The organism is Cellulosimicrobium sp. GQ32, assembly GCF_059758455.1.
In genome coordinates this window covers 439,813-463,331 of sequence record NZ_JCAXEP010000001.1, presented here as the reverse complement: position 1 = coordinate 463,331, position 23,519 = coordinate 439,813, and the positions used below count along the sequence as shown (strand labels likewise).

Sequence of the window (23,519 nt, the reverse complement as noted above, 5' to 3'; positions counted from 1 at the left end):
CGCCCCACGCACCGCCCCGCCACCGCTTCCCGACGTCGTCACCCGCGACCGGCCGTCCGGCCGTCCCGCACACCCGCACTCCCTGCGTCGCCCGACGCACCACCCGAGAGGTAGGACACCCGTGACCGCAACGACCACCCGCGCCCGCGCCCCCCGCGCGCTCGCCGCCCTCGCCGTCGTGCCCCTGCTGGCGCTCGCGGCCTGCTCCGGGGTGAGCACCGAGGCCCCGGCCGCCGCGGAGGAGGACACGGCCACCGAGGAGAGCACGACGTCCGTCTCGGACGCCCTCGACGTGAGCACGAGCCCGGACCAGGACCGCATCCGCACCACCGAGTCGGCCGAGGCGGTCGCGCTCCTGCCGGACGCCTGGAAGGACAAGGACGAGATCGTCGTCGCGATCTTCGCCGGCTCCGCGCCGCCGCTCGGCTTCCTCGCCGACGACGACGAGACGCCCATCGGCAACGAGACCGACATCGCGCAGCTCGTCGCCGACGCGCTCGGCAAGGACCTGCGCCTCGAGGTCAAGGCCTGGGCCGACTGGCCGCTGGCTCTCGGCTCGGGCGACGTCGACGCCGTGATCTCCAACGTCACCGTGACGGAGGAGCGCAAGGAGACCATCGACTTCTCCACGTACCGCAACGACGAGCTCGGCTGGCTCGTCGGCGCCGACTCCGACATCACGTCGATCACGAAGCGCGAGGACATCGCGGGCAAGGTCGTCGCCGTCGGCTCCGGGACCAACCAGGAGAAGATCGTGCTCGAGTGGGACCGCCTCAACCAGGAGGACGGCCTCGAGCCCATCCAGGGCCCCGAGTACTACGAGCAGTTCTCCGACGTCCTGCTCGCGCTCCAGTCCGGGCGCATCGAGACGTACGTCGGCCCCAACGCGTCGCTCGCGTACCAGGCGGCGATCTCCCCGCAGGACTTCACGGTCGTCGGCACGCTCAACGGCGGCTGGCCCGACACGGCGCAGATCGCCGTCGCCACGAAGAAGGGCAACGAGGCGGCCCCGGCCATCACCGCCGCGATCAACCACGCCATCGAGGACGGCACGTACCTCGAGGTGCTCCAGCGGTGGGGCCTGGAGTCCGAGGCCGTCGAGGAGTCGCAGACCAACCCGCCCGGCCTGCCGAAGACGGAGTGACCCGCGCATGACCACCAGCACCCAGCACGTCGACCACCTCGTGGTCGGGGGCGGCGTCATGGGCTCGGCCGCGGCGTGGCAGCTCGCCCGGCGCGGGCGCGACGTGGTGCTGCTCGAGCGCTTCGCGCCCGGGCACGCGCACGGCGCCTCGCACGGGACGTCGCGCATCTACCGCACGACGTACGCCGAGCCCGAGTACCTCGACCTCGCGCAGGAGGCGCTCGGCCTGTGGCGCGAGGTCGAGGCGGAGACCGGCACCGAGCTCCTCGACGTGACCGGTGGCGTGAGCCACGGGCGGCGCGACGGCGCGGCCGAGCGCCGTGCCGACGCGATCGGCGCGGCGTTCGCGGCCCGCGGGATCGAGCACGAGTGGCTCGACCCCGCGGCCGCGGCCGAGCGGTGGCCGGGACTGCGGTTCGAGGGCCGGGTGCTGCACGAGGTCTCGACGGCCGGGCGGCTGCACGCCGACCGCGCCGTCGCGGCGCTCCAGGGTGCCGCGGCCGCCCGGGGCGCCGACGTCCGGCACGAGGTCGCCGTGCGGCACGTCGAGCGCGTCCCGGAGGGCGTGCGCGTCGTCACCGACGGCGGCGACGTCGTCGCGCGGGTCGTCGTCGTGACGGTCGGGGCGTGGAGCGCCGGCCTGCTCGGCGGCCCGACCGGCGGGCTGCTGGGGCAGGAGCTCCCGCTCGTCGTGACCCAGGAGCAGCCGGCGCACTTCGCGCTCGCCGCGGGCGCGTCCCCGCAGGGGTGGCCCGCGTTCACGCACGACGTCGGTCCCGGCACCGCCTGGCCGAGCGGCGTCTACGGCCTCGCGACCCCGGGCGAGGGCGTCAAGGTCGGCTTCCACGGGGTCGGCCCCGTCGTCGACCCCGACCGGCGTTCCTACCGGCCCGAGCCGGGCCAGCTCGCCGCGCTGCGCGACTACGTGCGCACCTGGCTGCCCGGCCTCGACCCCGACGCCTACGTCCCCGTGAGCTGCACGTACACGACCACGCCGGACCACGACTTCGTGCTCGACCGGCGCGGCGCGGTCGTCGTCGGCGCCGGGTTCTCCGGCCACGGCTTCAAGTTCGCCCCCGCGGTCGGCCGCGTGCTCGCCGACCTCGCGACCACCCCCGAGGACCTCCCCGCAGCCGACCGGTTCGCGCTCGCCCGCCTCGCCGCACTCCCCGAGAGGACCGCCTCGTGACGATCGCTCCCGCACCTGCCGCCGCGGACGCTCCGGCTCCGTCCGCGGACCCCACGCCGCTCCCCACGCCGCCCCACGACACCGACGGCCCCCGCGCTGCGCTCGCGGCGCGGTACGGCGTGGACCCCGGCTCCGCCGAGGACGTCGCGCCGGGAGCGACCGAGGGACTGGCGCCCGTCGTGGACCTGCCCGGCACCGTCCTCGCGACGCAGCTCGGTCACCGGACGGTGCGCCGCTACCTGACCGACACGCTGGCCGACCACGTCGTCCCGACGCTCGTCGCCGCGGCGCAGTCCGCGCCGACGTCGTCGAACCTCCAGCTCTGGAGCGTCGTCGCCGTCACCGACGCCGCGCGCAAGGACCGGCTCGCGGCGCTCGCCGGCGACCAGGAGCACATCCGCACCGCGCCGCTGCTGCTCGTGTGGCTCGCGGACGTCGCGCGGGCGCGCGCCCTCGGCGAGCGCCAGGGCGTCCGGCTCGAGGCCACCGACTACCTCGAGACGACGGTCGTGGCGTTCCTCGACGCCGCGCTCGCCGCGCAGAACGCCGTCGTCGCGGCCGAGTCCCTCGGCCTCGGCACCGTCTTCATCGGCGCGCTGCGCAACCACCCCGCGCAGGTCGCGGCGGAGCTCGGCCTGCCCGAGGGCGTCGTCGCGGTCGTCGGGCTCGTCGTCGGGCACCCCGACCCCGCGGGCGGCGAACGGGTCAAGCCGCGGCTGCCGCAGGCCGCCGTCCTGCACGCCGAGCGCTACCGCGCCGCCGACCAGGAGCAGCACGTCGCGGCGTACGAGGAGCGCATCGCGCCCTTCTACCGCGAGGAGGGGCTCGACGGCGGCTGGCACGACCGTGTCGTCGACCGCCTGCGCGTCCCCGGTGCCCTCCGCGGGCGCGCCCACCTGCGACCCACGCTCGCCGCGCTCGGGTTCCCGTCCAAGTAGCCGGCGACCCCGCACGCGACCGCGTCGCCCCGAGCCACCGCACCCCACCAGAGGAAGCCATGTCCCACCAGCACCCGCACCAGACCGCCGCCCCCGGCGGGCCGCGACCGGCGTCCGGCCGCGTCCCGCTGTCCGTGCTCGACCTCGCGATCGTCCCCGAGGGGGCGACGGGCCAGGACGCGGTGCGCCGCGCCGTCGGGCTCGCGCGCGACCTCGACCGGCTCGGCTACCACCGCGTCTGGTACGCCGAGCACCACCTGTCACCCGGCGTCGGCTCGGCGTCGCCCGCCGTGCTCGCCGCCGCCGTCGCGGCCCGGACCGAGCGCATCCGCGTCGGCAGCGGTGCCGTGCTGCTGAGCACGACGAGCCCGCTCGTCGCCGCCGAGCAGTTCGGGACGATCGCCGCGCTGCACCCCGGCCGGGTCGACCTCGGGCTGGGGCGGGCGTTCACGCCGCCGAAGGGCGGGACGGGCACGCAGGGTCCGGTGCGCGCGGTGCGGTCCGCCGCGACCGGTCCCCGGGTCGTGGAGGGGCTCTACGTCCCGGGAGCGCCGCCGTCGGACGTCAACGACTCCGTCCTGCGCGAGCGGATCCTCGCCCAGAAGCGGATCGTCGGCGCCTCGCGCACGCCGGTCAGCTTTCGCGACGAGCTCGACCTCGTGCTCGGCCTGCGTGCCGGGACGTACCGCGACGAGCACGGGACGCCGTACGTGAGCCCGCCCGTCGAGGGCGCCGACTGGGACCTGTGGGTCCTCGCGTCGAGCCCTGGTGAGAGCGCGCGCGTCGCGGGCGAGCTCGGGCTGCCGATCGCCGCGAACTACCACGTGGCGCCGTCGGCGACGATCGACACCGTCGCCGCCTACCGCGAGGCGTTCCGCCCGGGCGTGCTCGACGAGCCGTACGTCGTCGTGTCCGCCGACGTGCTCGTCGCCGACACGATCGAGCGCGCTCGCGAGCTCGCGACGCCGTTCGCCGACTGGGTCCTGTCCATCCGCAGCGGCGCCGACGGCGCGATCGCCTACCCGGAACCGGGCACGTCGCCCGCGTGGGAGGAGCGGCCCCAGGCCGAGCGCGCGCTCGTCGCGGACCGCGTCGACACGCGGATCGTCGGCGACCCGGGGACGGTCGTGCAGCGGCTCGAGACGCTGCGCCGCGCGACCGGCGCCGACGAGCTGCTCGTCACCACCGCGACCCACGACGCCGACGACGCGCGCCGCTCGTTCGAGCTGCTCGCCGAGCACTGGTTCGCGGCGGACCCTGCTCCCGACGCCGCGGCGACACCCGCAGCCACCGACGTCGCACCGGCGCTCGCCGCCACCCCCTGACGCGAGATCGACCTGCGCGTCGCCAGGTCGACCTCCTGAGGTCGATCTCGGACGTGCGGGTCGATCTCGCGACGATCCCTCGAAGGAGAAGACCCATGACGACCACCCCGCCCCTCGAGACCGCGAGCGACGCCGCGGCCAGGGTCGCCGACGGCGCGCTGCTGATCGACGTGCGTTCGGCCGGCGGCCGCGCGTCGCACGGCGAGATCCCCGGCGCGACGCTCGCCGACCGCCACGACCTCGACGCGCTGTTCGGCCCCGCCGACAACCCGGCGATCTCGCTCGACACGCCCGTCGTCGTCGTGTGCGGGTCGCCGAACGGCTCCGGCCCCGTCGCCGCGGCGCTCGCCGAGCGCGGGTACACGAACGTCTCGCACGTCGACGGCGGCTTCCCGGCCTGGAAGGACGCCGGCCTCCCGGCGTCCGACCCGGTCGAGGCGCCTGCGACGACTCCGGAGCCGACGGCGTCCGAGGACCCGACGGCGTCCGCCCGGCCCTGAGCCGGCGCCCGACCCGCACCGCGCACCACCCGCACCCACACCTACGGAGACCCTCATGCCCGTCGAGTTCCTCGGCATCGCCACGACCAACGACGCGTCGGAGACCACCGAGCGCACGACCGCCGCGTTCGACCCCGCCTACCTCGAGCGCATCGTCCGCGCGCACGAGGACAACGGCTGGACGCGCGTGCTCTTCGCCTACGGCTCCTCCGGCCCCGAGCCCGCCGCCCTCGCCGCGTACACCGCGGCGCGCCTCGACTCGATCGAGCTGCTCCTCGCGCACCGGCCCAACGTGTCCTACCCGACGTACGCCGCCAAGACGTTCGCCACGCTCGACCAGCTCTCCGGCGGGCGGCTGTCCGTCCACTTCATCACGGGCGGCAACGACCACGAGCAGGGTCGTGAGGGCGACACGCTGACCAAGGACGAGCGGTACGCGCGCACCCACGAGTACATCCAGATCGTCAAGCACGCGTGGGCGAGCGCCGAGCCGTTCGACCACCACGGCTCGTTCTACGACTTCGACGACTTCGTGCTCGACGCCAAGCCGTTCGAGGGTCGCACGCCGACCATCTCGTTCGGCGGGTCGTCCGACGCCGCGTTCCGTGTCGGCGCGGCCGAGGCCGACATCTACGCCGTCTGGGGCGAGCCGCTCGACCGCACCGCGGAGCAGATCGCGCGCGTCCACGCCGAGGCCACCGCCGCGGGCCGCGCGACGCCGCCCCGCATCCACGCCGCGTTCCGGCCGATCGTCGCGCCGACCGAGGAGCTCGCCTGGGAGAAGGCGCACCGCGTCCTCGACCGGATCGAGGCGCGCAAGGCGGCCGCGGGCGGGCAGCTCAGCCGTCGGCACCCGATCGACAGGCCTGAGAACGCCGGGTCGCAGCGACTCCTCGAGATCGCCGCCCAGGGCGAGCGTTTCGACACCGCGCTGTGGACCGCGACCGCGAAGGCCACCGGCGGCGCCGGCAACTCCAACGCGCTCGTCGGCACGCCCGAGCAGGTCGCGGAGGCGCTCCTGGCGTACTACGACCTCGGCGTCCGCGTCGTCTCCGCCCGCGGCTACGACCTGCTCGACGACGCGGTCGACTTCGGCCGCTACGTCATCCCGATCGTCCGCGAGGAGGTCGCGAAGCGCGACGCCGCCACCGCGGAGGCCGCCGCGGCCTGACGGTCCGCGACCGAGATCGGCAGAGAAGGACGAGATCGGCAGCCCCGGCCGAGGTCGGCACGTGCACCTGCCGACCTCGACAGGTGCTGCCGATCTCGGTGGCGCGCCCGCCCGACCACGAACGACGACAGCAAGGAGCAGGACCGTGCGTTTCCAGGTACTCGACATCGTGTTCAACCCGCCCCATCCGGTGACCGGGGAGGCGGTCGCGCCGTCCGACCGGTTGAACCGGGTCGTGGAGACGGCGGTGCTGGCGGAGGAGCTCGGGTTCGACTCGTTCGCGGTGGGGGAGCGGCACGCGGGGGAGGTGCTGTCGTCGGCGCCGACGGTGATCCTCGGGGCGGTCGCGGCGCGGACGTCGCGCATCCTCCTGAGCACCGGCGTGACGGTGCTCTCGCTGCTCGACCCGATCCGCGTCGCCGAGGACCTCGCGACGGTGGACCAGCTCAGTCGGGGGCGGCTGGAGATCGTCATCGGCAAGGGCAACGAGGTGCTCCAGTACCCGCTGCTCGGGCTGGACATCGACAAGCAGTACGAGTACCTCCAGGAGAACTACGAGCTCCTGCGGCTGCTGCTGTCCGAGGAGGACGTGAGCTGGACCGGGCGGCACCGGCACGCGCTGGAGCACGCGACCACGCTGCCGCGGCCGTTCGCGGGGCCGTTCCGCATCTGGCACGGGTCGGCGACGTCGCAGTTCGCGGTCGATCTCGCGGCGCGGTACGGGGACCCGATCGTGAGCGCCAACGCCCTCCAGCCGCGCGAGAACTACCAGGTGCTCATCGACCGCTACCGCGAGCGGTACGCGGAGCACGGGCACGACCCGGCGTACGGGTTCGTGGGGTCGGGCTCGGGGGGCCTGTTCCTCGCGGACACGACGGAGGAGGCGATCGAGCAGTACCGCCCGATCTACGAGGGTCAGGTCGCGGCGGCGGCACGCCGGGGATACGGGCCGGACGCCGTCGGGAAGGCGCCGAGCTTCCGGACGGTCGAGGACGCGGTCGAGCGGGGACCCGCGCTCGTGGGGTCGCCGGAGCGCGTCGCGGAGAAGATCCTCGACTACCACGCCTCCTACGGGCACGACCTCCAGTCCGTCTCGGTGAACCACCTGATCCCCGCCTCGCAGCAGGAGGACGTCCTGCGCCGGTTCGCGGAGGAGGTGGTCCCGGTCGTGAAGGCCGAGGTGAAGACCGACCTGTGGAGTCCGGCCGACACCCGTCGCGCGGCGGGGTTCACCGCAGCCTGACGAGGCATCCTCGACGCCATGGTCGGCTCGCTCTTCCTCGAGCGGAGCGGCGTGAATGATGGAGGAGACTGCGCCGCGGGCTCGGCTGCAGGCCAAGAGCACCTCTGCGGGCGAGGTCTACGGTGTAGCGTCGCGTCTCCGGCGCGTCTCCGGCGCGTCTCCGGCGCGTCTCCGGCGCGTCTCCGGCGCGTCTCCGGTCTCGACGCCGTCTCTCGCATTCACGCCGCCTTCCCTGGCGCGACGACCCATTCGTGAGGTGCGCCATGACGAACCACTACTCGCTCGACGCGTTCTTCGGCTCGTTCTTCCATCAGGACTGGGAAGAGGACTACGGGAGCGCCGCAGGTGCTCTGGCGCGCTTCCTCGATCTGGCCGGCCCCAGCAGGTACGGCGGACTCGTCGAGGAAATCGACAGCACCCTGGACAACTACCGTTCCGACGAGCAGGTCGCCGAGTGGATCAACGGCCGACTTCACGCCGAGATCTATCCTGAGGCTGTGGGAATGCCGCTGCGCGACTGGCTCCTTGTGGTCAGGGGAGAAGTGGCGGCGAGAATCACCGCATCAGATCCTGACGGTCCCTGACGAGTTTCGCTCTCCTCGGCTTCTCGCGTGCGGGCTGTGGTCGGCGGGTTTGATCGCCACGGCTCCGGTGGCGCGTAGTGCTCGGCTGTGTCGACGCGCGTCCGAGCGCGCCCGGTCCGTGGTGGCACCCACCTCCCGAGTCGCCCGCCCCGGTGCGGTGACACGTGAGGCGGCCGCGACTCGCGTCGTCTCGGCGGAAACATCCGTCCGCCTGGCGGGACGCCCGTCTCGAAACTTGACTCAACCGGTCGGGATTGTCTTTCCTGCTCCCAGGTGACGAGCGTCAGCACGCAGGCCCGGCTCGCTGACCAGCAACCCTTCGACGTGACGGGGTGCTCCGGGAACGACCTGACCGCGTGGCTCCCGCCGCGCGGTAAGCACGGCACCCCGGTGGGTTCCCCCGCCGCGCCGGCCCTCGGCCCGGCGCGGACGACCACCGGCGCCGGACGATCGCCGGTCCTCAGCCGGCACACGAGGAGAGCAGCACGACATGATCCCCACACCTCACCGACGCCGGTCCTTGACCGTCGCCGCGGCGGCCGCCGCGACGGGCCTCCTGCTCAGCGCGTGCGCGGGCGGCGGCTCCGGCGCGTCAGACGGCGACGGGTCGCCGAGCCCGTCCGGCGAGCCCGTGGCAGGCGGCGACCTGACCTTCGCGATCACGGTCGACTCGCACTGCATCGACCCGCAGCAGGTCGGCAACAACGACGCCATCGCCGCGGCCCGCCAGACCGTCGCGTCGCTCACGGCGCAGGACCCGGAGTCGGGCGAGATCCTGCCGTGGCTCGCGGAGAGCTGGGAGGTGAACGACGACGCGTCGAGCTACACGTTCCACCTGCGCGACGACGCGACCTACGCCGACGGCACGCCGATCGACGCCGAGTCGGTCAAGACGAACTTCGACGCGATCGTCGCGCTCGGCGCGACGGCGTCGCTCGGGTCGCAGTACCTCGTCGGCTACGAGGGCACGACCGTCACGGACCCGCAGACCCTCACGGTCGACTTCGCGGCGCCGAGCGCCCAGTTCCTCCAGGCCACCTCGACGTTCTCGCTCGGCCTGCTCGCGCCGTCGTCGGCCGACCTGAGCGTCGAGGACCGCTGCGCCGGCAAGTTCGTCGGGTCCGGGCCGTTCGCCGTGAAGTCCTACACGCAGGACCAGGAGATCGTGCTCGAGAAGGTCGCGGGCTACGCGTGGGGCTCGGAGGCCAACGACCACCAGGGCGAGGCATACCTCGACACGGTGACGTTCAAGGTCATCCCCGAGGCGAGCGTGCGCAGCGGCAGCCTGGTCTCCGGCCAGATCGACGCCACGGCCGCGATCTCGACCGTCGACCTCCCGCAGTTCGACGGGAACGGGTTCTGGCTCGAGTACCGCGCCAACCCGGGCGTCGTGTTCAACCTCTTCCCCAACGAGTCGAGCCCGCTCGCGGGCGACGAGGCCGTGCGGACGGCGATCCTCCAGGGCATCGACCGCGAGCAGATCGCGGACACCGTGCTCAGCGAGCAGGACGAGCCGGCCACGAGCGTCCTGTCGCACTCGACGCCGCTCTACGAGAGCGTCGCGGACGAGCTCGCCTACGACCCCGAGGGCGCGAAGAAGATCCTCGACGAGGCGGGCTGGGTCGAGGGCGCCGACGGCGTCCGTGAGAAGGACGGCCAGAAGCTCTCGACGACCGTGACGTTCTGGCAGGTGCCGGAGCCGCTCGAGCTGGTCCAGCAGCAGCTCGCGCAGATCGGCGTCGACCTCCAGCTCCAGCACGTGACCGTCGCGGAGTCGCAGGCCATCAAGGAGAGCGGCGACTTCGACTTCGACTACTACAACCTCACGCGCTCCGACCCGGACGTGCTGCGGACGATCTTCTCGGCCAACGCGCGCAACATCAACCAGCGCGACGCGGAGGAGGTCGACGACCTCCTCGACGCGTCGGCCGCGGCGACCGACCCGGCCGAGCGCCAGGAGCTCGTCACGGAGGCGTCGCGCCTCCTGGTCCAGAAGGGGCACGCGATCCCGGTCTACGAGCTGTCGACGACCATCGCGGCGGCCGACACGGTCCACGGCCTGACGTTCGAGGCGTCGTCGCGCCTCGACTTCTACGACGCCTGGGTCACCCAGGGCTGACCCGCCGGGCCCGCCTGCCCGACGCCGCGGCGTCGGGCAGGTGGGCATCCCCCACGGAAGGAGGCCGACCATGGGCCGGTACGTCCTGCGTCGCGCCGGGCAGGGGCTGTTCGTGCTCTGGGCGGCGTTCACGATCTCGTTCTTCGTCCTCTACCTGCTGCCCAGCGACCCGGCCGCGCTCATGGCGAGCGGCGGGGGCGAGGCGGACCAGGTGGACCCCGCGCTGCTCGACGCGCTCCGCGCGCAGTACGGCCTCGACCGGCCCGTGCTCGTGCAGTACGCCGACGCGCTGTGGCACGCGCTGCGGCTCGACTTCGGGACGTCGTACTCGTCGGGCGCGCCCGCGACCCAGCTCGTGCTCCAGGCGCTCCCGGAGACGCTCCGGCTCACGGCCGCGGCGCTCGTCCTCGCCGTCGTCGCGGGCGCCGGCATCGCGATCGCGAGCACGTTCCCGCGTGCGGCCTGGCTGCGCCATGCGCTCGCGTCGCTGCCGCCGCTCGGGGTCGCCCTGCCGCCGTTCTGGCTGGGCCTGCTGCTCCTCCAGTGGTTCTCCTTCCAGCTCCCGGTGTTCCCCGCGATCGGCAACGAGGGCGCGATCAGCCTCGTGCTGCCCGCGATCACGCTCGCCGTGCCGGCGAGCGCCGCGCTCGCGCAGGTGCTCGCGCGGAGCCTGCGCGGGACGCTCGGCGAGCCGTACGTCGAGACGGCGCGCGCGAAGGGCGCGAGCCGGGCGCGCGTGCACTTCGGCCACGCGCTGCGCAACGCCGCGATCCCCGCGCTCACCGTGCTCGGGGTCCTCGTCGGCGGGCTGCTCGGCGGCACGGTCGTCACGGAGACGGTGTTCTCGCGCGCGGGCCTCGGGCGGCTCACGGTCACGTCGGTGGACGCGCAGGACATCCCCGTGGTGCAGGCGGTGGTCGTCCTCTCGGCGCTCGTGTTCGTGGTCGTCACGCTCGTGGTCGACCTGCTCTACCCCCTGCTCGACCCCCGGATCGACGCACGACAGAAGGCGGTGGCCGCATGAGCACCAGGCCGGGAGTGCGCATCGTGCTCCGGGACGAGGCCCGGGTCGCGGACCGTCCCGCGGTGGCCGACGCGCCGCCGTCGGGCCTGCTCGTCCCCGACGCCGCGCCCGCCGACGCGCCCGAGGTGCGCACGCCCGAGGAGATCGAGGTCGCGGACCGCGAGGACGCCCGCGCGATCATCCGGTACGGGCGGGTCCGCGGCGCCGGCCCGCTGGGCCGGTGGCGCCGCGGGGTGCGGTACGCCGTGCGGCGTCCCGGGCTGGTCGTCGCCGTGCTCGTCGTCCTGCTCGTCACGGCGTGGGCGGTCGTCCCGCAGCTCTTCACGGCGTACGACCCGCTGACGGGCGTGCCCGCGGACCGGCTGCAGCCGCCGTCGGGCGCGCACCTGTTCGGCACCGACCACCTGGGGCGGGACGTGTACGCGCGCGTCGTCCACGGCGCGTCCGCGTCGCTGAGCGCGACCGTCGTCGCGGTCGCCGTCGGGCTCGTCGCCGGGTCGCTGCTCGGCCTGCTCGCGGGGTTCGTGCGCGGGTGGGTGGACGACGTCGTCGGCCGGTTCGTCGACGTGCTGCTCGCGATCCCGAGCATCCTGCTCTCGCTCGCGATCATCACGGCGCTCGGCTTCGGGACGGTCAAGGTCGCGATCGCCGTCGGCATCACGAGCGTCGCGACGTTCGCGCGCGTCATGCGGGCCGAGGTCCTGCGGACCTCGACGTCGGTGTACGTCGAGGCGGCCCGCGCGTCGGGGGTGCGCTGGTACGGCGTGCTCGGGCGCCACGTGCTGCCCAACTCGACGGGGCCGGTGCTCGCGCTCGTCGCGCTCGAGCTCGGGACCGCCGTGCTCGCCATCTCGGCCCTGAGCTTCCTCGGCTACGGGACGCCGCCGCCCGCACCGGAGTGGGGGTCGCTCGTCTCGGGCGGGCGCGACTACCTGGCCACCGCGTGGTGGCTCACGACCATGCCGGGCCTCGTGATCGTCGCCGTCGTGCTGTCGGCGAACCGGATCGCGCGGGCCCTGGAACGGACCGGAGGGGACGCATGACCGCCACGACGCCGACCACCCAGGAGCGTCCCGGCACGACGTCGGACGAGGTGCCCGCGCTCGAGATCCGCGGGCTCGAGGTCGCCTACCGCACGCGCGACGGCGGCTCGTACGCGGCGGTCCGCGGCGTCGACCTCACGGTCGGGGCGGGCGAGGTCGTGGCGCTCGTGGGCGAGTCCGGGTCGGGCAAGAGCACGACGGCCCACGCGGCGCTGCACCTGCTGTCGCGCGGGGGAGCGGTAACCGGCGGGACCATCCGGCTCGGCGGACGCGACGTCGGCGACCTCTCCGAGAAGGAGTGGCAGCAGGTGCGCGGCCGCGACGTCGGCCTCGTGCCGCAGGACCCGACGGTCTCGCTCAACCCCGTCACGCGCGTGGGCGACCAGGTCGCGGAGGTGCTCGTCATCCACGGGCTCGCGCGGCGCAAGGAGGCGCGCGAGCGGGCGGTCGAGCTGCTGCGCCAGGCCGGGATCGACGACCCGGAGGCCCGCGCGCGGCAGTACCCGTCGCAGCTCTCCGGCGGGATGCGCCAGCGCGTGCTCATCGCGATCGCGGTCGCCGCGCGTCCGAGGCTCGTCGTCGCGGACGAGCCGACGAGCGCGCTCGACGTGACCGTCCAGCGCCGCATCCTCGACCACCTCGACAGCCTCGTGCGCGACCTCGGCACCGCCGTCCTGCTCATCACGCACGACCTCGGGGTCGCGGCGGACCGCGCCGACCGGATCGTCGTGCTCGAGCGCGGGGTCGTCGTCGAGGAGGGCACCGCGGACCAGGTGCTGCACGACCCGCGCCACCCGTACACCCAGCAGCTCATCGCGGCGGCGCCGAGCCTCGCGAGCTCGCGCCTCGTCGCGGGCGGCACCCCGGAGACGGCGCCGGGCGACGGCGTCGTCCCGCGCGCCGACGCGAGCCGCGCCGCGGTCGCGAGCCGCGCCGACGGTCACGGGATCGCGGTGCCCGACGGCGCCGGTCCGGACACCGCGAGCACGACCGTCCTCGCGGTGCGGGACCTGCGCAAGGAGTTCACGCTGCCGCGGGGCGCCGCGCACCGGACGCTCGTCGCCGTGGACGGCGTGAGCCTCGCGGTCGGGCGGGGCGAGACGTACGCGCTCGTGGGGGAGTCCGGCTCCGGCAAGAGCACGACGGCGCGGCTCGCCCTCCGGCTCGAGCGGCCCACCGCGGGCACGGTGGAGTTCGCGGGCGAGGACATCACGACGGCGCGCGGCGAGCGGCTGCGGTCGCTGCGTCGCGGCTTCCAGGTGGTCTACCAGTCCCCGTACGCGTCGCTGGACCCGCGGTTCACCGTCGAGCAGATCGTCACCGAGCCGCTGCGGGCGTACCGGGTCGGGTCGCCGTCCGAGCGGGCCGACCGGGCGCGTGCGCTCGTCGAGGACGTCGCGCTCCCGGCCGACGTGCTCCGACGGGGACCGCGCGAGCTCTCGGGCGGGCAGCGGCAGCGCGTCGCCATCGCGCGGGCGCTCGCGCTGAACCCCGCGCTCGTCGTGCTCGACGAGCCCGTCTCGGCGCTCGACGTGTCCGTGCAGGCGCAGATCCTCGAGCTGCTCGTGCGGCTCCAGGCCGAGCACGGGCTCGCGTACCTGTTCATCTCGCACGACCTCGCGGTCGTGCGCCAGGTGTCCGACCACGTCGGCGTCATGCACCGTGGGCGCGTCGTCGAGCAGGGGGCGGCCGAGCAGATCCTGCTCGACCCGCAGGAGGAGTACACGCGCGAGCTCGTGGCGGCCATCCCCGGCCGACGCGCGCTCCAGGACGCGTCCCGGGCGTCGTCCACGACCGCAGGGAGCGCCCGATGACCGTCGCCGCCGCGCGAGCCTCCACGAGGTAGAACCGCCGGTCGCGAGGTAGAGCACCAGGTGTTCTACCTCGCGACCTGCGGCTCTACCTCGCGGGGCCGGACCGGTCAGGCCTCGCGGTTCTCCGACGAGAGGAACCAGGCCTGCTTCTCCAGGTCGGCGATGATCTCGTGCAGGATGTCGGCGCTCGTCGGGTCCTCGGCGTCGACGTCGTCGTGCACCTCGCGCACGACCTCGACCGTCTGGGCGAGGCGCTCGACGATGGCGTCGACCGTGTCGCCGACGGAGACGAGGCCCGCCGGGTACGGCGAGAGGTCGGTCGTCGTGGCGACGGTCTCGGTGCGGCCGTCGGGCACGACCTGGAGCGCGCGCATGCGCTCGGCGACGGTGTCGCTGTGCTCGCGCGCGGCGTCCACGACGTCGTCGAGCTGGAGGTGCAGGTCGCGGAACCCGCGGCCCGTGACGTTCCAGTGGGCCTGCTTGCCCTGGACGTGCAGGTCGACGAGCGCGACGAGCACGCGCTGGAGGTGCGAGCGGAGCGCCTCCGACGCCTCGAAGCGGGCGGTGGCGCGGTGGATGGTGGGTGCGGACATGGTGCTCCTCGCTCTCTCGGGGGTCTCCCGGAACGTGCGGCGGTCACCCGGCTTCCGTCGGTGCCGACTCGTGACTCGTTCTCTTGAACGATTCCAGAGTAGGCACCATTCCGCGTCCCCGCCAGCAAGGACAGGCGTGCCTGACCTGCGGTGACACGCCGGGGGCACCCGCCGCGACGAGACCCGTCACGTTCTCTCGCCAGGTGAGAGGACCGGCCCTCGCTCTTGCCGCGGGGGCGCTCGCGGTGGTCCGCTGGCGGCATGACCGACGACCGTGACCCCGCCGCTCCTCCCGCCCCCGCACGCCCGGCCGCGCGCACGCTCGGTACGGGCGACGCCGCGCTCACCGTCTCCGCCCTCGGGTTCGGCGGCATGTCCGTCACGGACGCCTACGGGCCTGCGGACGCCGGTGAGGCGGAGGCCGTGCTGCGCCGGGCGCTCGAGCTCGGCGTCACGCTCGTCGACACGGCCGACGTCTATGGCCACGGGCGCAACGAGGAGCTCATCGGTCGCGTGCTGGGCGCTCACCGGGACGAGATCGTCCTCGCGTCGAAGTTCGGGCTGCCGCCGGCCGGTGGCCACCCCGACGGGCGGCGCGTCGACGGGCGCCCCGAGTACGTGCGCTCCGCGATCGACGCGAGCCTGCGCCGCCTCGGTACCGACCGGCTCGACCTGTACTACCTGCACCGCATCGACCCGCAGGTCCCGATCGAGGAGACGGTCGGGGCGCTCGCCGAGCTGGTCGAGGCCGGAAAGGTACGGACGATCGGGCTCTCGGAGCCGTCGGCGGCCACCGTGCGCCGCGCGCACGCCGTCCACCCGGTGACGGCCGTGCAGAGCGAGTACTCGCTGTGGACGCGGGACCCGGAGGACGAGGTGCTGCCGACGCTGCGCGAGCTCGGAATCGGGTTCGTCCCGTTCTCGCCGCTCGGTCGCGGCATCCTCACGGGCACCGTCGACGCGACGGACAGCTTCGCCGAGGACGACGTGCGCCGTTCCCACGCCCGCTACGCGGGCGAGGCGTTCGAGCACAACCGTGGCCTGGTCCGGTCGCTCGAGGAGCTCGCCGCCGCGCGCGGCGTCACGACGGCGCAGCTCGCGCTCGCGTGGCTCCTCGCCCAAGGTGACGACATCGTGCCGATCCCCGGCACCAAGCGCCTCGCGTACCTCGAGCAGAACGTCGCGGCCGCCTCGGTCGCGCTCACCCCGGACGACGTCGCGGCGATCGGGGCGGCCATCCCGCGCGAGGCCGTGCAGGGCGTCCGCCACCCGCAGCCGGACCTGCTCGCGGGATGAGCGCCGACGCAGCGGCCGTGCCGGCGACACCCGCGCCTCCGCCCGACGAGGAGGGCGCTCGCCGCCCGCTCGCGGTGCACTGGTTCCTGCCGACCTCGGGCGACGCGCGCGGCATCGTCGACGGCGCGCACGCGAAGGACACGCCCGGCCGGGCGACCGGGTTCCGCGCGCCGTCGCTGGACTACCTGGAGCAGGTCGCGGTCGCCGCCGACCGCCTCGGCTACGAGGGCGTGCTCACACCGACGGGGACGTGGTGCGAGGACGCGTGGCTGGTCACGTCCGCGCTGATCCGCAGCACGGAGCGGCTGAAGTTCCTCGTCGCGTTCCGCCCCGGCCTCGTCTCGCCGACGCTCGCGGCGCAGATGGCCGCGACGTTCCAGCGTCTGTCCGGCGGGCGGCTGCTCCTCAACGTCGTCACGGGCGGCGACGAGAACGAGATGCGCAGGTTCGGCGACTGGCTCGAGCACGACGAGCGGTACGACCGTACGCGCGAGTTCCTCGAGGTCGTGCGCGGCGTGTGGGACGACGCGCCGCTCTCGTACGAGGGCACGCACTACCGGATCGCCGACGCCCGGACGTCCGCGCCGCCGGACCCGCTCCCCGAGATCTTCTTCGGCGGATCGTCGGAGGCGGCGCTGCCCGTCGCGGCGGCCCAGGCCGACGTCTACCTCACGTGGGGCGAGCCGCCCGCGCAGGCGCGCGAGAAGATCGAGCGCGTGCGCGAGCTCGCCGCCGCGCAGGGGCGCACGATCCGCTTCGGTGTGCGCCTGCACGTCATCACGCGCGACCGGTCGGCCGACGCGTGGGACGTCGCGCAGCGGTTCCTCGACGACCTCACGCCCGAGCAGATCGCGGGAGCCCAGCGGCTCCTGGGCTCGTCCGGGTCGGTGGGGCAGCAGCGCATGGTCGCGCTCCACGGTGGCGGTGACCTCGCGGCCACCCGGTGCGCGCGGGACCTGGAGATACACCCCGGGCTGTGGGCAGGCGTCGGGCTCGTGCGCGGTGGCGCCGGGACGGCGCTCGTCGGCAGCCACGAGGAGGTCGCCGACCTGATCGAGGAGTACCGCGCGGCCGGGTTCGACGAGCTCGTGCTCTCGGGCTACCCGCACCTCGAGGAGGCGTACTGGTTCGCGGAGGGCGTCCGACCGCTGCTCGACGCGCGCGGCCTCACCGCTCCCGTCGCGCGTGCCGGCGGCGGCGCCTCGCGCACCCACGCCGTGCCGTTCTGACCTGCTCCCGACCCGCCCGTGCGCCCGCTGCGCCGGACCCGCAGGACGGGAAAGCCATGGCTCGCCGCGGTGCGCGGACCTAGACTGGAGGAGTCCAGTGGGTCTCCCCGCGCAGAGGTCGGCTCCGATGTCGTGGCTGCTCATGATCTGGTGCGCGACGGCGTGCACGGTCGCCGCCGCGTGGTGGGTGCTGCGCCGCGCCGGGCGGCCCCCGAGCCATCGGACGACCAGCCGGCCGTACCTGCTGCGCCGCCGCCCGACGCCCCCCGACCCGCTCGTGACGCTCGCGCTCCAGGTGCGGCTGAGCGAGCTCGCGGCGGAGATGCGGCGCATCGAGGCGGACCCGGAGGTCTTCGCCCGCGCCCACCACTACCTCGCGGTCCAGGGCGCCTACGACGCGCTGCTGCGCGAGGCGTGCCGGCTCACCGGGCTCTCGGTCGAGGACGCGCCGCTGCGGGCCGGGTTCCGCACGGGCGACGACGAGCGGTTCCGCGAGGAGCTCGAGCTGAGCGCGCGCGGCTGGAGCTGGTGACCGGTCCACCCGTGAGGGGCGGCACGGGACGGGCGAGGGGCCCGACGGCGGTGCCTCCGCCGTCGGGCCCCTCGCCCGTGGTGCCTGTCGCCTGCGCTCAGAGCGCCGAGTGGTCCCCGATGCGGTGGTAGGTGCGGTCGTGGTAGACGAGGGGCGACGGCGTGCCGGCCGCCTCGCGCCGCGGGCCCGCGCCCGCGCCGACGCTCGACGAGAGCGCCCGCAGCGAGACCAGGTAGGAGTCGCCGACAGGCGTGCGCTGGACGACGCGGCCCCGGACCCAGGAGAGCGCGCCGTCGACCACGGGCTCGCCGGTGTCGAGGCGGGACCAGCCGCCGTCGGCGAACCGGTCGATGCCGCTCGTGGCGAAGCGTGCCGAGACGTCGTCCTGGTGGTCGGCGAGGAAGCTCACCGTGAGGGTCCTCGCGGCGGAGACGGCGGGCCACGACGACGACGTCGACGCGAGCGAGAACGCGAGCAGCGGAGGCGCTGCCGAGACGGAGATGACGGACGTCGCGGTGAACCCGACGAGGCGGCCGTCGTGCTCGAGCGCGATCACGGCGACCCCGGCGGGGTGGCCGCGGAACACGGACTTGTACTCGTCGGGCGAGAGCTGTGGCTCGTCCTGCTCCGCCAGGAGGGCCTCCAGGTGGGTGAGCTCGGCGGTCATCGGGCCACCCCCGCGAACGCGTCGGCGACGGCCTGGTCGGTGTGCGGCGGGTCGCCGCCGTCCACCCCGGGGAGCGGCGTCGCGGCGCGGCGCAGCGCGTCGCCCTCACGGGCGAGCCACGCGTCCACGACAGGGCCCAGGTCCGCGAGCTGGGGCTCGGTGACCGTGAGGGAGCGGGTCGGGACGACGGCGCCGAGCTCGACGAGCACGGGCCGCAGGTGCACCTCGCCGACGAGCGCGTGGGCGGGGTTGCCCGACACGACGAGCGGCACGACGACGACGTCCGCGAGCCCGTCCGGGCCGTAGAGGTCGAGGAACGCCTTGAGGAGCCCGGTGTACGACGCCTTGTAGACCGGCGTCGCCACGACGGCGACGGTCGCCGCGGCCAGCCGGTCGCGCGCGGCGTCCGCCGCGGGGCGCTCGGGGCCGAGGATCTCGGTGGCGAACGCCGCGAGGTCGATCGTCGAGACGTCGGCCGTGCCGAGGAGGGTGGCGACGCGGTGCGCCACGGTCTCGGCGGCGCCGAGCGTCCGCGAGCCGGGGCGCGGGTTGCCGGAGACGGCGAGGACCGTCGGGGAGAGGGAGCGGTGGGTCATGTGTACCTCGCAGTAGTCGTCGATCACGCTTGCCGCGCGGCCGTCCCGCGGGTGCGGGGCCGGTCGCGCACGGCCTGGTCATCTCCCGGAGCACCCCGCCGTGACAGGGGGTTGCCGACCAGCGAGCCGGGGCTTGGTGCTGGTGCTCGTGACCTTGGGGACGGGTATAGCAACGGCTCCCCGAAAACTGCACCAGATCGATCGGGTTTCTCAGTGGGTGGACGGTTGTGTCGTCCGCGCGGGAGCCGCGTGGCGTCTTCGGGTGCGCAGGGAGTGAGACGCCGGTACGGGAACTTCTGGCACAGGCGTACCGTCAGCAGGAGTTTCCGCCCAGACGAGGAGTGCCCATGGACAGCCGACTGCAGTCCGTCTACGACGAGGTCCTGCGTCGCAACCCCGGCGAGGCCGAGTTCCACCAGGCCGTGCGCGAGGTCTTCGACTCGCTCGGCCCCGTGCTGCGCAAGCACCCGCGCTACGTCGAGGCCGCCGTCCTCGAGCGTGTGTGCGAGCCCGAGCGCCAGATCATCTTCCGCGTCCCCTGGGTGGACGACACGGGCCGCGTGCAGATCAACCGCGGCTTCCGGGTCGAGTTCAACTCGGCGCTCGGCCCGTACAAGGGCGGCCTGCGGTTCCACCCGTCGGTCTACCTCGGGATCGTCAAGTTCCTCGGCTTCGAGCAGATCTTCAAGAACTCGCTGACCGGCATGCCGATCGGCGGCGGCAAGGGTGGGTCGGACTTCGACCCCCGCGGCCGCTCCGACGGCGAGGTCATGCGGTTCTGCCAGTCGTTCATGACCGAGCTGTACCGGCACATCGGCGAGAACACCGACGTCCCGGCCGGCGACATCGGCGTGGGCGGCCGCGAGATCGGCTACCTGTTCGGCCAGTACAAGCGGATCACCAACCGCTACGAGTCCGGCGTCCTCACGGGCAAGGGGATCTCGTGGGGCGGCTCGCTCGTGCGCACCGAGGCGACCGGCTACGGCACCGTGCTCTTCGCGCAGAACATGCTCGAGACGCGCGGGCAGGAGCTCGACGGCAGGCGCGTCGTGGTCTCGGGCTCGGGCAACGTCGCGATCTACGCGACGGCCAAGGCGCAGCAGCTCGGCGCGAACGTGGTCGCCTTCTCCGACTCCTCCGGCTACGTCGTCGACGAGGCCGGGGTGGACCTCGAGCTCCTGCGCCAGATCAAGGAGGTCGAGCGCGGGCGCGTCGCCGACTACGCCGCGCGCCGGCCCGGGGCCCGCGTCGTCACCGACGGGTCCATCTGGGACGTGCCGTGCGACGTCGCGCTGCCGTGCGCGACGCAGAACGAGCTCGACGAGAGCGCGGCCAAGCAGCTCGTCGCGAACGGCGTCGTCGCGGTCGCCGAGGGCGCCAACATGCCGACGACGCCCTCCGCCGTCGCGCTCCTCCAGGAGGCAGGCGTGCTGTTCGCGCCCGGCAAGGCCGCGAACGCCGGCGGCGTCGCCACCTCGGCGCTCGAGATGCAGCAGAACGCGTCGCGCGACTCGTGGTCGTTCGAGTACACGGAGGAGAGGCTCGCGCAGATCATGGCGGGCATCCACGACCGGTGCGTCGAGACGGCCGACGAGTACGGCACGCCCGGCAACTACGTGCTCGGCGCCAACATCGCGGGCTTCACCAAGGTCGCCGACGCGATCCTCGCGCTCGGCGTCATCTGACCGTCGTCTACCCTGGCCGACGGCCGCCGTCGCGCACGCCGCGCGACGTGACGGCCGCCGGACCGGACGACGGGAGAACGCAGTGACGACCACCGACCCCGAGGGCCCCGTCGTGCGCGCGGGCCGCGACGTCGTGCTCGAGCTCGCGGTGCAGGACCCGGACGGCGTCCGGGTGGCCGCCTCCGTGGGCGCCCGGCGGGTCGAGCTGTGCGTCGGCCTGGGCGCGACCGGCGGGCTCACGCCGAGCGCCGGCCTCGTGGAGGCGGCCGTCGTCGCGGCCGCCGACGCCGCGAGCCGTGCGCCTGCCGTCGAGGTCCACGTCCTGGTGCGGCCGCGCCCGGGAGGGTTCGTCCTCTCGGCCGCCGACCTCGACGTGCAGGTCCGCGACGTCCGGGCCGCGGTCGCGGCGGGTGCGGCGGGCGTCGTGGTGGGCGCGCTGACCCCGGACGGCGTCGTGGACGTCGCCGCCGTGCGTGCCCTCGTCGACGCGGCCGACGGCCGCGAGGTGACGTTCCACCGCGCGGTCGACGTCGTCGCGGACCCGCTCGCGGCCCTCGACGCGCTCGCCGGAGCGGGCGTGGTGCGCGTGCTGACGTCGGGTGGAGCAGCCCGCAGCATCGACGGCGTCGAACGCTTGCGCGCGATGTCGGCGCACGCCCGCGGACCCCTGGGCGGCCGCGTCCAGGTCATGGCCGGCGGGGGAGTGCAGCCTCGGGACGTCGGCGCGCTCGTGGCCGCCGGCGTGGACGCCGTGCACCTCTCCGCGAAGCGCGTCGTCGCGGACGACGCCGGTCCCGGCGGTGGTGGGGACGCCGGCTACGAGGTCACGGACCCCGAGGTCGCCGCGGCGGCGAGCGCGGCCCTCCGCGCCGCCCCGTAGCGCTGACCCCTCCGCGCGCGTGCGCTCGTGACGCGCTCGCGACGCCACGTCTCGACATCGCCTGACCGGCCGGTCCCCGCCACGCAGGGGCCGGCCGTCGCCCTCTCCCGACACGGCCGACACCGGTCATGTCTCAGTTAGGTAACTTTCCTGTCGTATTCGCCGGCGACCTCGCATCGATTAGTTAGTGTTCCTGCCACACGCCCCAGGGCGCACGACGAACGACGCGAGGACGCGTCGTCCATGCGAAAGGACCGATGATGATTCGAAGCACGGCGCGCAAGCGTCTGCTCACGGCGGTTGCGCTCGTGACCGGCGTGACTCTCCTGGCCGCGGGCTGCTCCGGTGGCGGCAGCAACGGTGACGGCGACGAGGGCGCGAGCGGGGGCCGCACGCTCAACGTGTGGGCAGGGACGCAGACGCCGATCGTCGCGAACTTCAACCCGTACTCGCCGAACCCGCTGCACGCGGCCAACGGGGCGATCTACGAGCCGCTCTTCTACTACAACAAGGCCCAGGCGAGCGACCCCGAGCCCCGCCTCGGTGAGTCCTTCGAGTGGTCCGAGGACGGCACCGAGCTCACGGTGAAGCTCCGCGAGGGCGTCAAGTGGACCGACGGCGAGGACTTCGACGCCGACGACGTCGTGTTCTCGCACACCAACGAGGCCGCCAAGCGTGACTTCGTCGTCTCGGTCGAGGCCGTCGACCCGTACACCGTGAAGTGGACGTTCGACTCCCCGCAGTTCACGTCCGAGGTCCAGCTCCTCGGCACGTCGCTCGTCGTGCCGGAGCACATCTGGTCCGAGGTCGACGACCTCGTGACGTTCGCGAACGAGAACCCGGTCGGGACCGGCCCGTACAAGGCCGACGCCGTCACCGAGGCGGCCTACACGGTCGTCGCGAACGAGGACTACTGGGCCGGCGCGCCCCAGGTCAAGAAGGTTCGCTACCTCGGCATCGACCAGAACCAGAGCGCCGAGGACCTCATGACCACGGGCAAGGTCGACTGGACGGCCATGTTCGTGGCCGACCCCGACCGCATCACCGCGGACGGGCGCCTGAGCATGATCAACACGCCGCAGGACCCGACGACGATCTACACGTGCGTGTCGGTCGACCTCGGCTGCACCGGCCCGCAGACCGACGTCGCGGTGCGCCAGGCGATCAACCTCGCCATGGACCGCACCGAGATCAACGAGAAGGCGTTCGCCGGTCTCGCCGCGACCGCGTCCCCGACGTTCGCGCTCCTCGGTCGCGACGACCGCTGGATCTCGCCCGACGTCGAGGCGGAGAGCCCGCAGACGGCGGACGCCGCGGCCGCGTCGAAGGTCCTCGAGGACGCCGGCTACACCAAGGGTGCGGACGGCATCTACGAGAAGGACGGCCAGAAGGTCGAGATGACCCTCATCACGGTCGACGGCTGGAACGACTACAACGCGGTCGGTGACCTGCTCGTCGAGCAGGCGAAGGCCGCCGGCATCTCGATCGTCCACAACAAGATCACGCAGCAGGAGATGTCGGACGCGCGCGTCGCGGGTACCTACCAGCTCATGGTCGGTGGCATCACGGGCCCGTCGCTCGACGACCCGTTCAGCATCTACCGCCAGTGGATGACGACGGACTACACGCGTCCCGTCGGCGAGGTCATGGAGTCCGGCCTCTTCAACTACGTGCGCTACACCAACCCGAAGGTCGACGCCGCGGTCGAGGCGGCCGCCTCGACGAACGACGAGGCCGCGAAGCAGGAGCAGTACGCGGTCATCCAGGAGGAGATCGTCCGCGACCTGCCCTACATCCCGGTGGTCGTGAACGCCTCGCAGACGTTCATGGACACGAAGGACTTCACGGGCTGGCCGACCGAGGACGACCTCTACGCCTTCCCGCCGTCGTGGAGCACGGTCTCGCTGGGCGTCGTGCTCTCGAAGCTCGAGCCGACGAGCTGATGCG

The 23,519-nt window shown here is 73.9% G+C and carries 21 protein-coding genes and 2 riboswitches; of the genes, 18 read left to right on the top strand and 3 right to left on the bottom strand.

Annotation, left to right across the window (positions count from 1 at the left end; genetic code table 11):
- Nucleotides 1-121: 121 nt before the first annotated feature.
- From AC6CH9_RS01930 to AC6CH9_RS01875, 12 genes are all read left to right on the top strand, one after another.
- Complete coding sequence (locus AC6CH9_RS01930) at nucleotides 122-1,144, top strand: ABC transporter substrate-binding protein (RefSeq protein ID WP_498153392.1); 1,023 nt, start codon at nucleotides 122-124, stop codon at nucleotides 1,142-1,144.
- 7 nt (nucleotides 1,145-1,151) lie between these two features.
- Nucleotides 1,152-2,333 carry an FAD-dependent oxidoreductase gene (locus AC6CH9_RS01925; protein ID WP_498153391.1) on the top strand — a complete coding sequence of 394 codons (1,182 nt, stop codon included), beginning with the start codon at nucleotides 1,152-1,154 and terminating at the stop codon, nucleotides 2,331-2,333.
- Nucleotides 2,330-3,271: an NADPH-dependent oxidoreductase gene (locus tag AC6CH9_RS01920; RefSeq protein ID WP_498153390.1), complete on the top strand. Its 942-nt coding sequence runs from the start codon at nucleotides 2,330-2,332 to the stop codon at nucleotides 3,269-3,271. Before AC6CH9_RS01925 ends, AC6CH9_RS01920 begins: the two co-directional genes overlap by 4 nt.
- Nucleotides 3,272-3,330: 59 nt before the next feature.
- Entirely contained in the window at nucleotides 3,331-4,596 is a 1,266-nt protein-coding gene (locus tag AC6CH9_RS01915; protein WP_498153389.1) for an LLM class flavin-dependent oxidoreductase, read from the top strand.
- A 95-nt stretch (nucleotides 4,597-4,691) separates the two neighbouring features.
- Nucleotides 4,692-5,096: a rhodanese-like domain-containing protein gene (locus AC6CH9_RS01910; RefSeq protein WP_498153388.1), complete on the top strand. Its 405-nt coding sequence runs from the start codon at nucleotides 4,692-4,694 to the stop codon at nucleotides 5,094-5,096.
- A gap of 55 nt (nucleotides 5,097-5,151) precedes the next feature.
- Nucleotides 5,152-6,267 carry an LLM class flavin-dependent oxidoreductase gene (locus AC6CH9_RS01905; RefSeq protein WP_498153387.1) on the top strand — a complete coding sequence of 372 codons (1,116 nt, stop codon included), beginning with the start codon at nucleotides 5,152-5,154 and terminating at the stop codon, nucleotides 6,265-6,267.
- A gap of 145 nt (nucleotides 6,268-6,412) precedes the next feature.
- Nucleotides 6,413-7,510, top strand: coding sequence for an LLM class flavin-dependent oxidoreductase (locus tag AC6CH9_RS01900; protein ID WP_498153386.1), 1,098 nt, complete (start codon nucleotides 6,413-6,415; stop codon nucleotides 7,508-7,510).
- Nucleotides 7,511-7,773: 263 nt separating this feature from the next.
- Nucleotides 7,774-8,094, top strand: coding sequence for a contact-dependent growth inhibition system immunity protein (locus AC6CH9_RS01895; protein ID WP_498153385.1), 321 nt, complete (start codon nucleotides 7,774-7,776; stop codon nucleotides 8,092-8,094).
- Nucleotides 8,095-8,366: 272 nt separating this feature from the next.
- Nucleotides 8,367-8,480: riboswitch (SAM riboswitch) on the top strand.
- 104 nt (nucleotides 8,481-8,584) lie between these two features.
- Nucleotides 8,585-10,213, top strand: a complete 1,629-nt coding sequence (locus AC6CH9_RS01890) for an ABC transporter substrate-binding protein (RefSeq protein WP_498153384.1) — start codon at nucleotides 8,585-8,587, stop codon at nucleotides 10,211-10,213.
- A 70-nt stretch (nucleotides 10,214-10,283) separates the two neighbouring features.
- Nucleotides 10,284-11,237, top strand: coding sequence for an ABC transporter permease (locus AC6CH9_RS01885; RefSeq protein ID WP_237841586.1), 954 nt, complete (start codon nucleotides 10,284-10,286; stop codon nucleotides 11,235-11,237).
- Nucleotides 11,234-12,280, top strand: coding sequence for an ABC transporter permease (locus AC6CH9_RS01880; protein WP_498153383.1), 1,047 nt, complete (start codon nucleotides 11,234-11,236; stop codon nucleotides 12,278-12,280). Before AC6CH9_RS01885 ends, AC6CH9_RS01880 begins: the two co-directional genes overlap by 4 nt.
- Nucleotides 12,277-14,094, top strand: a complete 1,818-nt coding sequence (locus AC6CH9_RS01875) for a dipeptide ABC transporter ATP-binding protein (RefSeq protein WP_498153382.1) — start codon at nucleotides 12,277-12,279, stop codon at nucleotides 14,092-14,094. Before AC6CH9_RS01880 ends, AC6CH9_RS01875 begins: the two co-directional genes overlap by 4 nt.
- Nucleotides 14,095-14,201: 107 nt before the next feature.
- Here the strand turns inward: AC6CH9_RS01875 and AC6CH9_RS01870 are convergent, their stop codons facing one another.
- A complete protein-coding gene (locus tag AC6CH9_RS01870; protein WP_498153381.1) occupies nucleotides 14,202-14,687 on the bottom strand; it encodes a Dps family protein in 486 nt (161 codons plus the stop codon).
- 261 nt (nucleotides 14,688-14,948) lie between these two features.
- Here AC6CH9_RS01870 and AC6CH9_RS01865 point away from each other — a divergent pair, with 261 nt between their 5' ends.
- The 3 genes from AC6CH9_RS01865 to AC6CH9_RS01855 all read left to right on the top strand — a co-directional run bounded on the left by AC6CH9_RS01865 (nucleotide 14,949) and on the right by AC6CH9_RS01855 (nucleotide 17,744).
- On the top strand, nucleotides 14,949-15,983 hold the full coding sequence (locus AC6CH9_RS01865) for an aldo/keto reductase (RefSeq protein ID WP_498153380.1): 1,035 nt from the start codon (nucleotides 14,949-14,951) through the stop codon (nucleotides 15,981-15,983).
- Complete coding sequence (locus tag AC6CH9_RS01860; RefSeq protein ID WP_498153379.1) at nucleotides 15,980-17,212, top strand: LLM class flavin-dependent oxidoreductase; 1,233 nt, start codon at nucleotides 15,980-15,982, stop codon at nucleotides 17,210-17,212. Before AC6CH9_RS01865 ends, AC6CH9_RS01860 begins: the two co-directional genes overlap by 4 nt.
- A 127-nt stretch (nucleotides 17,213-17,339) precedes the next feature.
- Nucleotides 17,340-17,744 (top strand): hypothetical protein, encoded by a 405-nt coding sequence (locus AC6CH9_RS01855; RefSeq protein WP_498153378.1) that lies wholly within the window; start codon nucleotides 17,340-17,342, stop codon nucleotides 17,742-17,744.
- Between the two features lie 97 nt (nucleotides 17,745-17,841).
- Here the strand turns inward: AC6CH9_RS01855 and AC6CH9_RS01850 are convergent, their stop codons facing one another.
- Nucleotides 17,842-18,411 (bottom strand): flavin reductase family protein, encoded by a 570-nt coding sequence (locus AC6CH9_RS01850; protein ID WP_498153377.1) that lies wholly within the window; start codon nucleotides 18,409-18,411, stop codon nucleotides 17,842-17,844.
- Nucleotides 18,408-19,007, bottom strand: coding sequence for an NADPH-dependent FMN reductase (locus AC6CH9_RS01845; RefSeq protein WP_498153376.1), 600 nt, complete (start codon nucleotides 19,005-19,007; stop codon nucleotides 18,408-18,410). Before AC6CH9_RS01845 ends, AC6CH9_RS01850 begins: the two co-directional genes overlap by 4 nt.
- A 20-nt stretch (nucleotides 19,008-19,027) precedes the next feature.
- Nucleotides 19,028-19,161, bottom strand: a riboswitch (SAM riboswitch).
- Between the two features lie 193 nt (nucleotides 19,162-19,354).
- On the opposite strand from AC6CH9_RS01845, the gene gdhA reads away from it, so the two are divergent.
- The 3 genes from gdhA (at nucleotide 19,355) to AC6CH9_RS01830 (ending at nucleotide 23,515) form a co-directional block, all read left to right on the top strand.
- The gene (gene gdhA, locus AC6CH9_RS01840) at nucleotides 19,355-20,692 is read left to right on the top strand and encodes an NADP-specific glutamate dehydrogenase (RefSeq protein ID WP_498153375.1); all 1,338 of its coding nucleotides are present in this window, start codon (nucleotides 19,355-19,357) and stop codon (nucleotides 20,690-20,692) included.
- A gap of 82 nt (nucleotides 20,693-20,774) precedes the next feature.
- Complete coding sequence (locus tag AC6CH9_RS01835; RefSeq protein ID WP_498153374.1) at nucleotides 20,775-21,572, top strand: copper homeostasis protein CutC; 798 nt, start codon at nucleotides 20,775-20,777, stop codon at nucleotides 21,570-21,572.
- A 260-nt stretch (nucleotides 21,573-21,832) separates the two neighbouring features.
- A complete protein-coding gene (locus AC6CH9_RS01830; protein WP_498153373.1) occupies nucleotides 21,833-23,515 on the top strand; it encodes an ABC transporter substrate-binding protein in 1,683 nt (560 codons plus the stop codon).
- Nucleotides 23,516-23,519: the final 4 nt, after the last annotated feature.

Excerpts from the sequence above, each read along its gene's own strand:
- AC6CH9_RS01860 (WP_498153379.1), top strand. The coding sequence starts at position 15,980 with ATGAGCGCCGACGCAGCGGCCGTGCCGGCGACACCCGCGCCTCCGCCC.
- AC6CH9_RS01880 (WP_498153383.1), top strand. The coding sequence starts at position 11,234 with ATGAGCACCAGGCCGGGAGTGCGCATCGTGCTCCGGGACGAGGCCCGG.
- AC6CH9_RS01915 (WP_498153389.1), top strand. The coding sequence starts at position 3,331 with ATGTCCCACCAGCACCCGCACCAGACCGCCGCCCCCGGCGGGCCGCGA.
- AC6CH9_RS01905 (WP_498153387.1), top strand. The coding sequence starts at position 5,152 with ATGCCCGTCGAGTTCCTCGGCATCGCCACGACCAACGACGCGTCGGAG.
- AC6CH9_RS01830 (WP_498153373.1), top strand. The coding sequence starts at position 21,833 with ATGATTCGAAGCACGGCGCGCAAGCGTCTGCTCACGGCGGTTGCGCTC.
- AC6CH9_RS01870 (WP_498153381.1), bottom strand. The coding sequence starts at position 14,687 with ATGTCCGCACCCACCATCCACCGCGCCACCGCCCGCTTCGAGGCGTCG.
- AC6CH9_RS01910 (WP_498153388.1), top strand. The coding sequence starts at position 4,692 with ATGACGACCACCCCGCCCCTCGAGACCGCGAGCGACGCCGCGGCCAGG.
- AC6CH9_RS01865 (WP_498153380.1), top strand. The coding sequence starts at position 14,949 with ATGACCGACGACCGTGACCCCGCCGCTCCTCCCGCCCCCGCACGCCCG.
- AC6CH9_RS01875 (WP_498153382.1), top strand. The coding sequence starts at position 12,277 with ATGACCGCCACGACGCCGACCACCCAGGAGCGTCCCGGCACGACGTCG.
- gdhA (WP_498153375.1), top strand. The coding sequence starts at position 19,355 with ATGGACAGCCGACTGCAGTCCGTCTACGACGAGGTCCTGCGTCGCAAC.
- AC6CH9_RS01850 (WP_498153377.1), bottom strand. The coding sequence starts at position 18,411 with ATGACCGCCGAGCTCACCCACCTGGAGGCCCTCCTGGCGGAGCAGGAC.
- AC6CH9_RS01885 (WP_237841586.1), top strand. The coding sequence starts at position 10,284 with ATGGGCCGGTACGTCCTGCGTCGCGCCGGGCAGGGGCTGTTCGTGCTC.
- AC6CH9_RS01855 (WP_498153378.1), top strand. The coding sequence starts at position 17,340 with ATGTCGTGGCTGCTCATGATCTGGTGCGCGACGGCGTGCACGGTCGCC.
- AC6CH9_RS01895 (WP_498153385.1), top strand. The coding sequence starts at position 7,774 with ATGACGAACCACTACTCGCTCGACGCGTTCTTCGGCTCGTTCTTCCAT.
- AC6CH9_RS01890 (WP_498153384.1), top strand. The coding sequence starts at position 8,585 with ATGATCCCCACACCTCACCGACGCCGGTCCTTGACCGTCGCCGCGGCG.
- AC6CH9_RS01925 (WP_498153391.1), top strand. The coding sequence starts at position 1,152 with ATGACCACCAGCACCCAGCACGTCGACCACCTCGTGGTCGGGGGCGGC.
- AC6CH9_RS01845 (WP_498153376.1), bottom strand. The coding sequence starts at position 19,007 with ATGACCCACCGCTCCCTCTCCCCGACGGTCCTCGCCGTCTCCGGCAAC.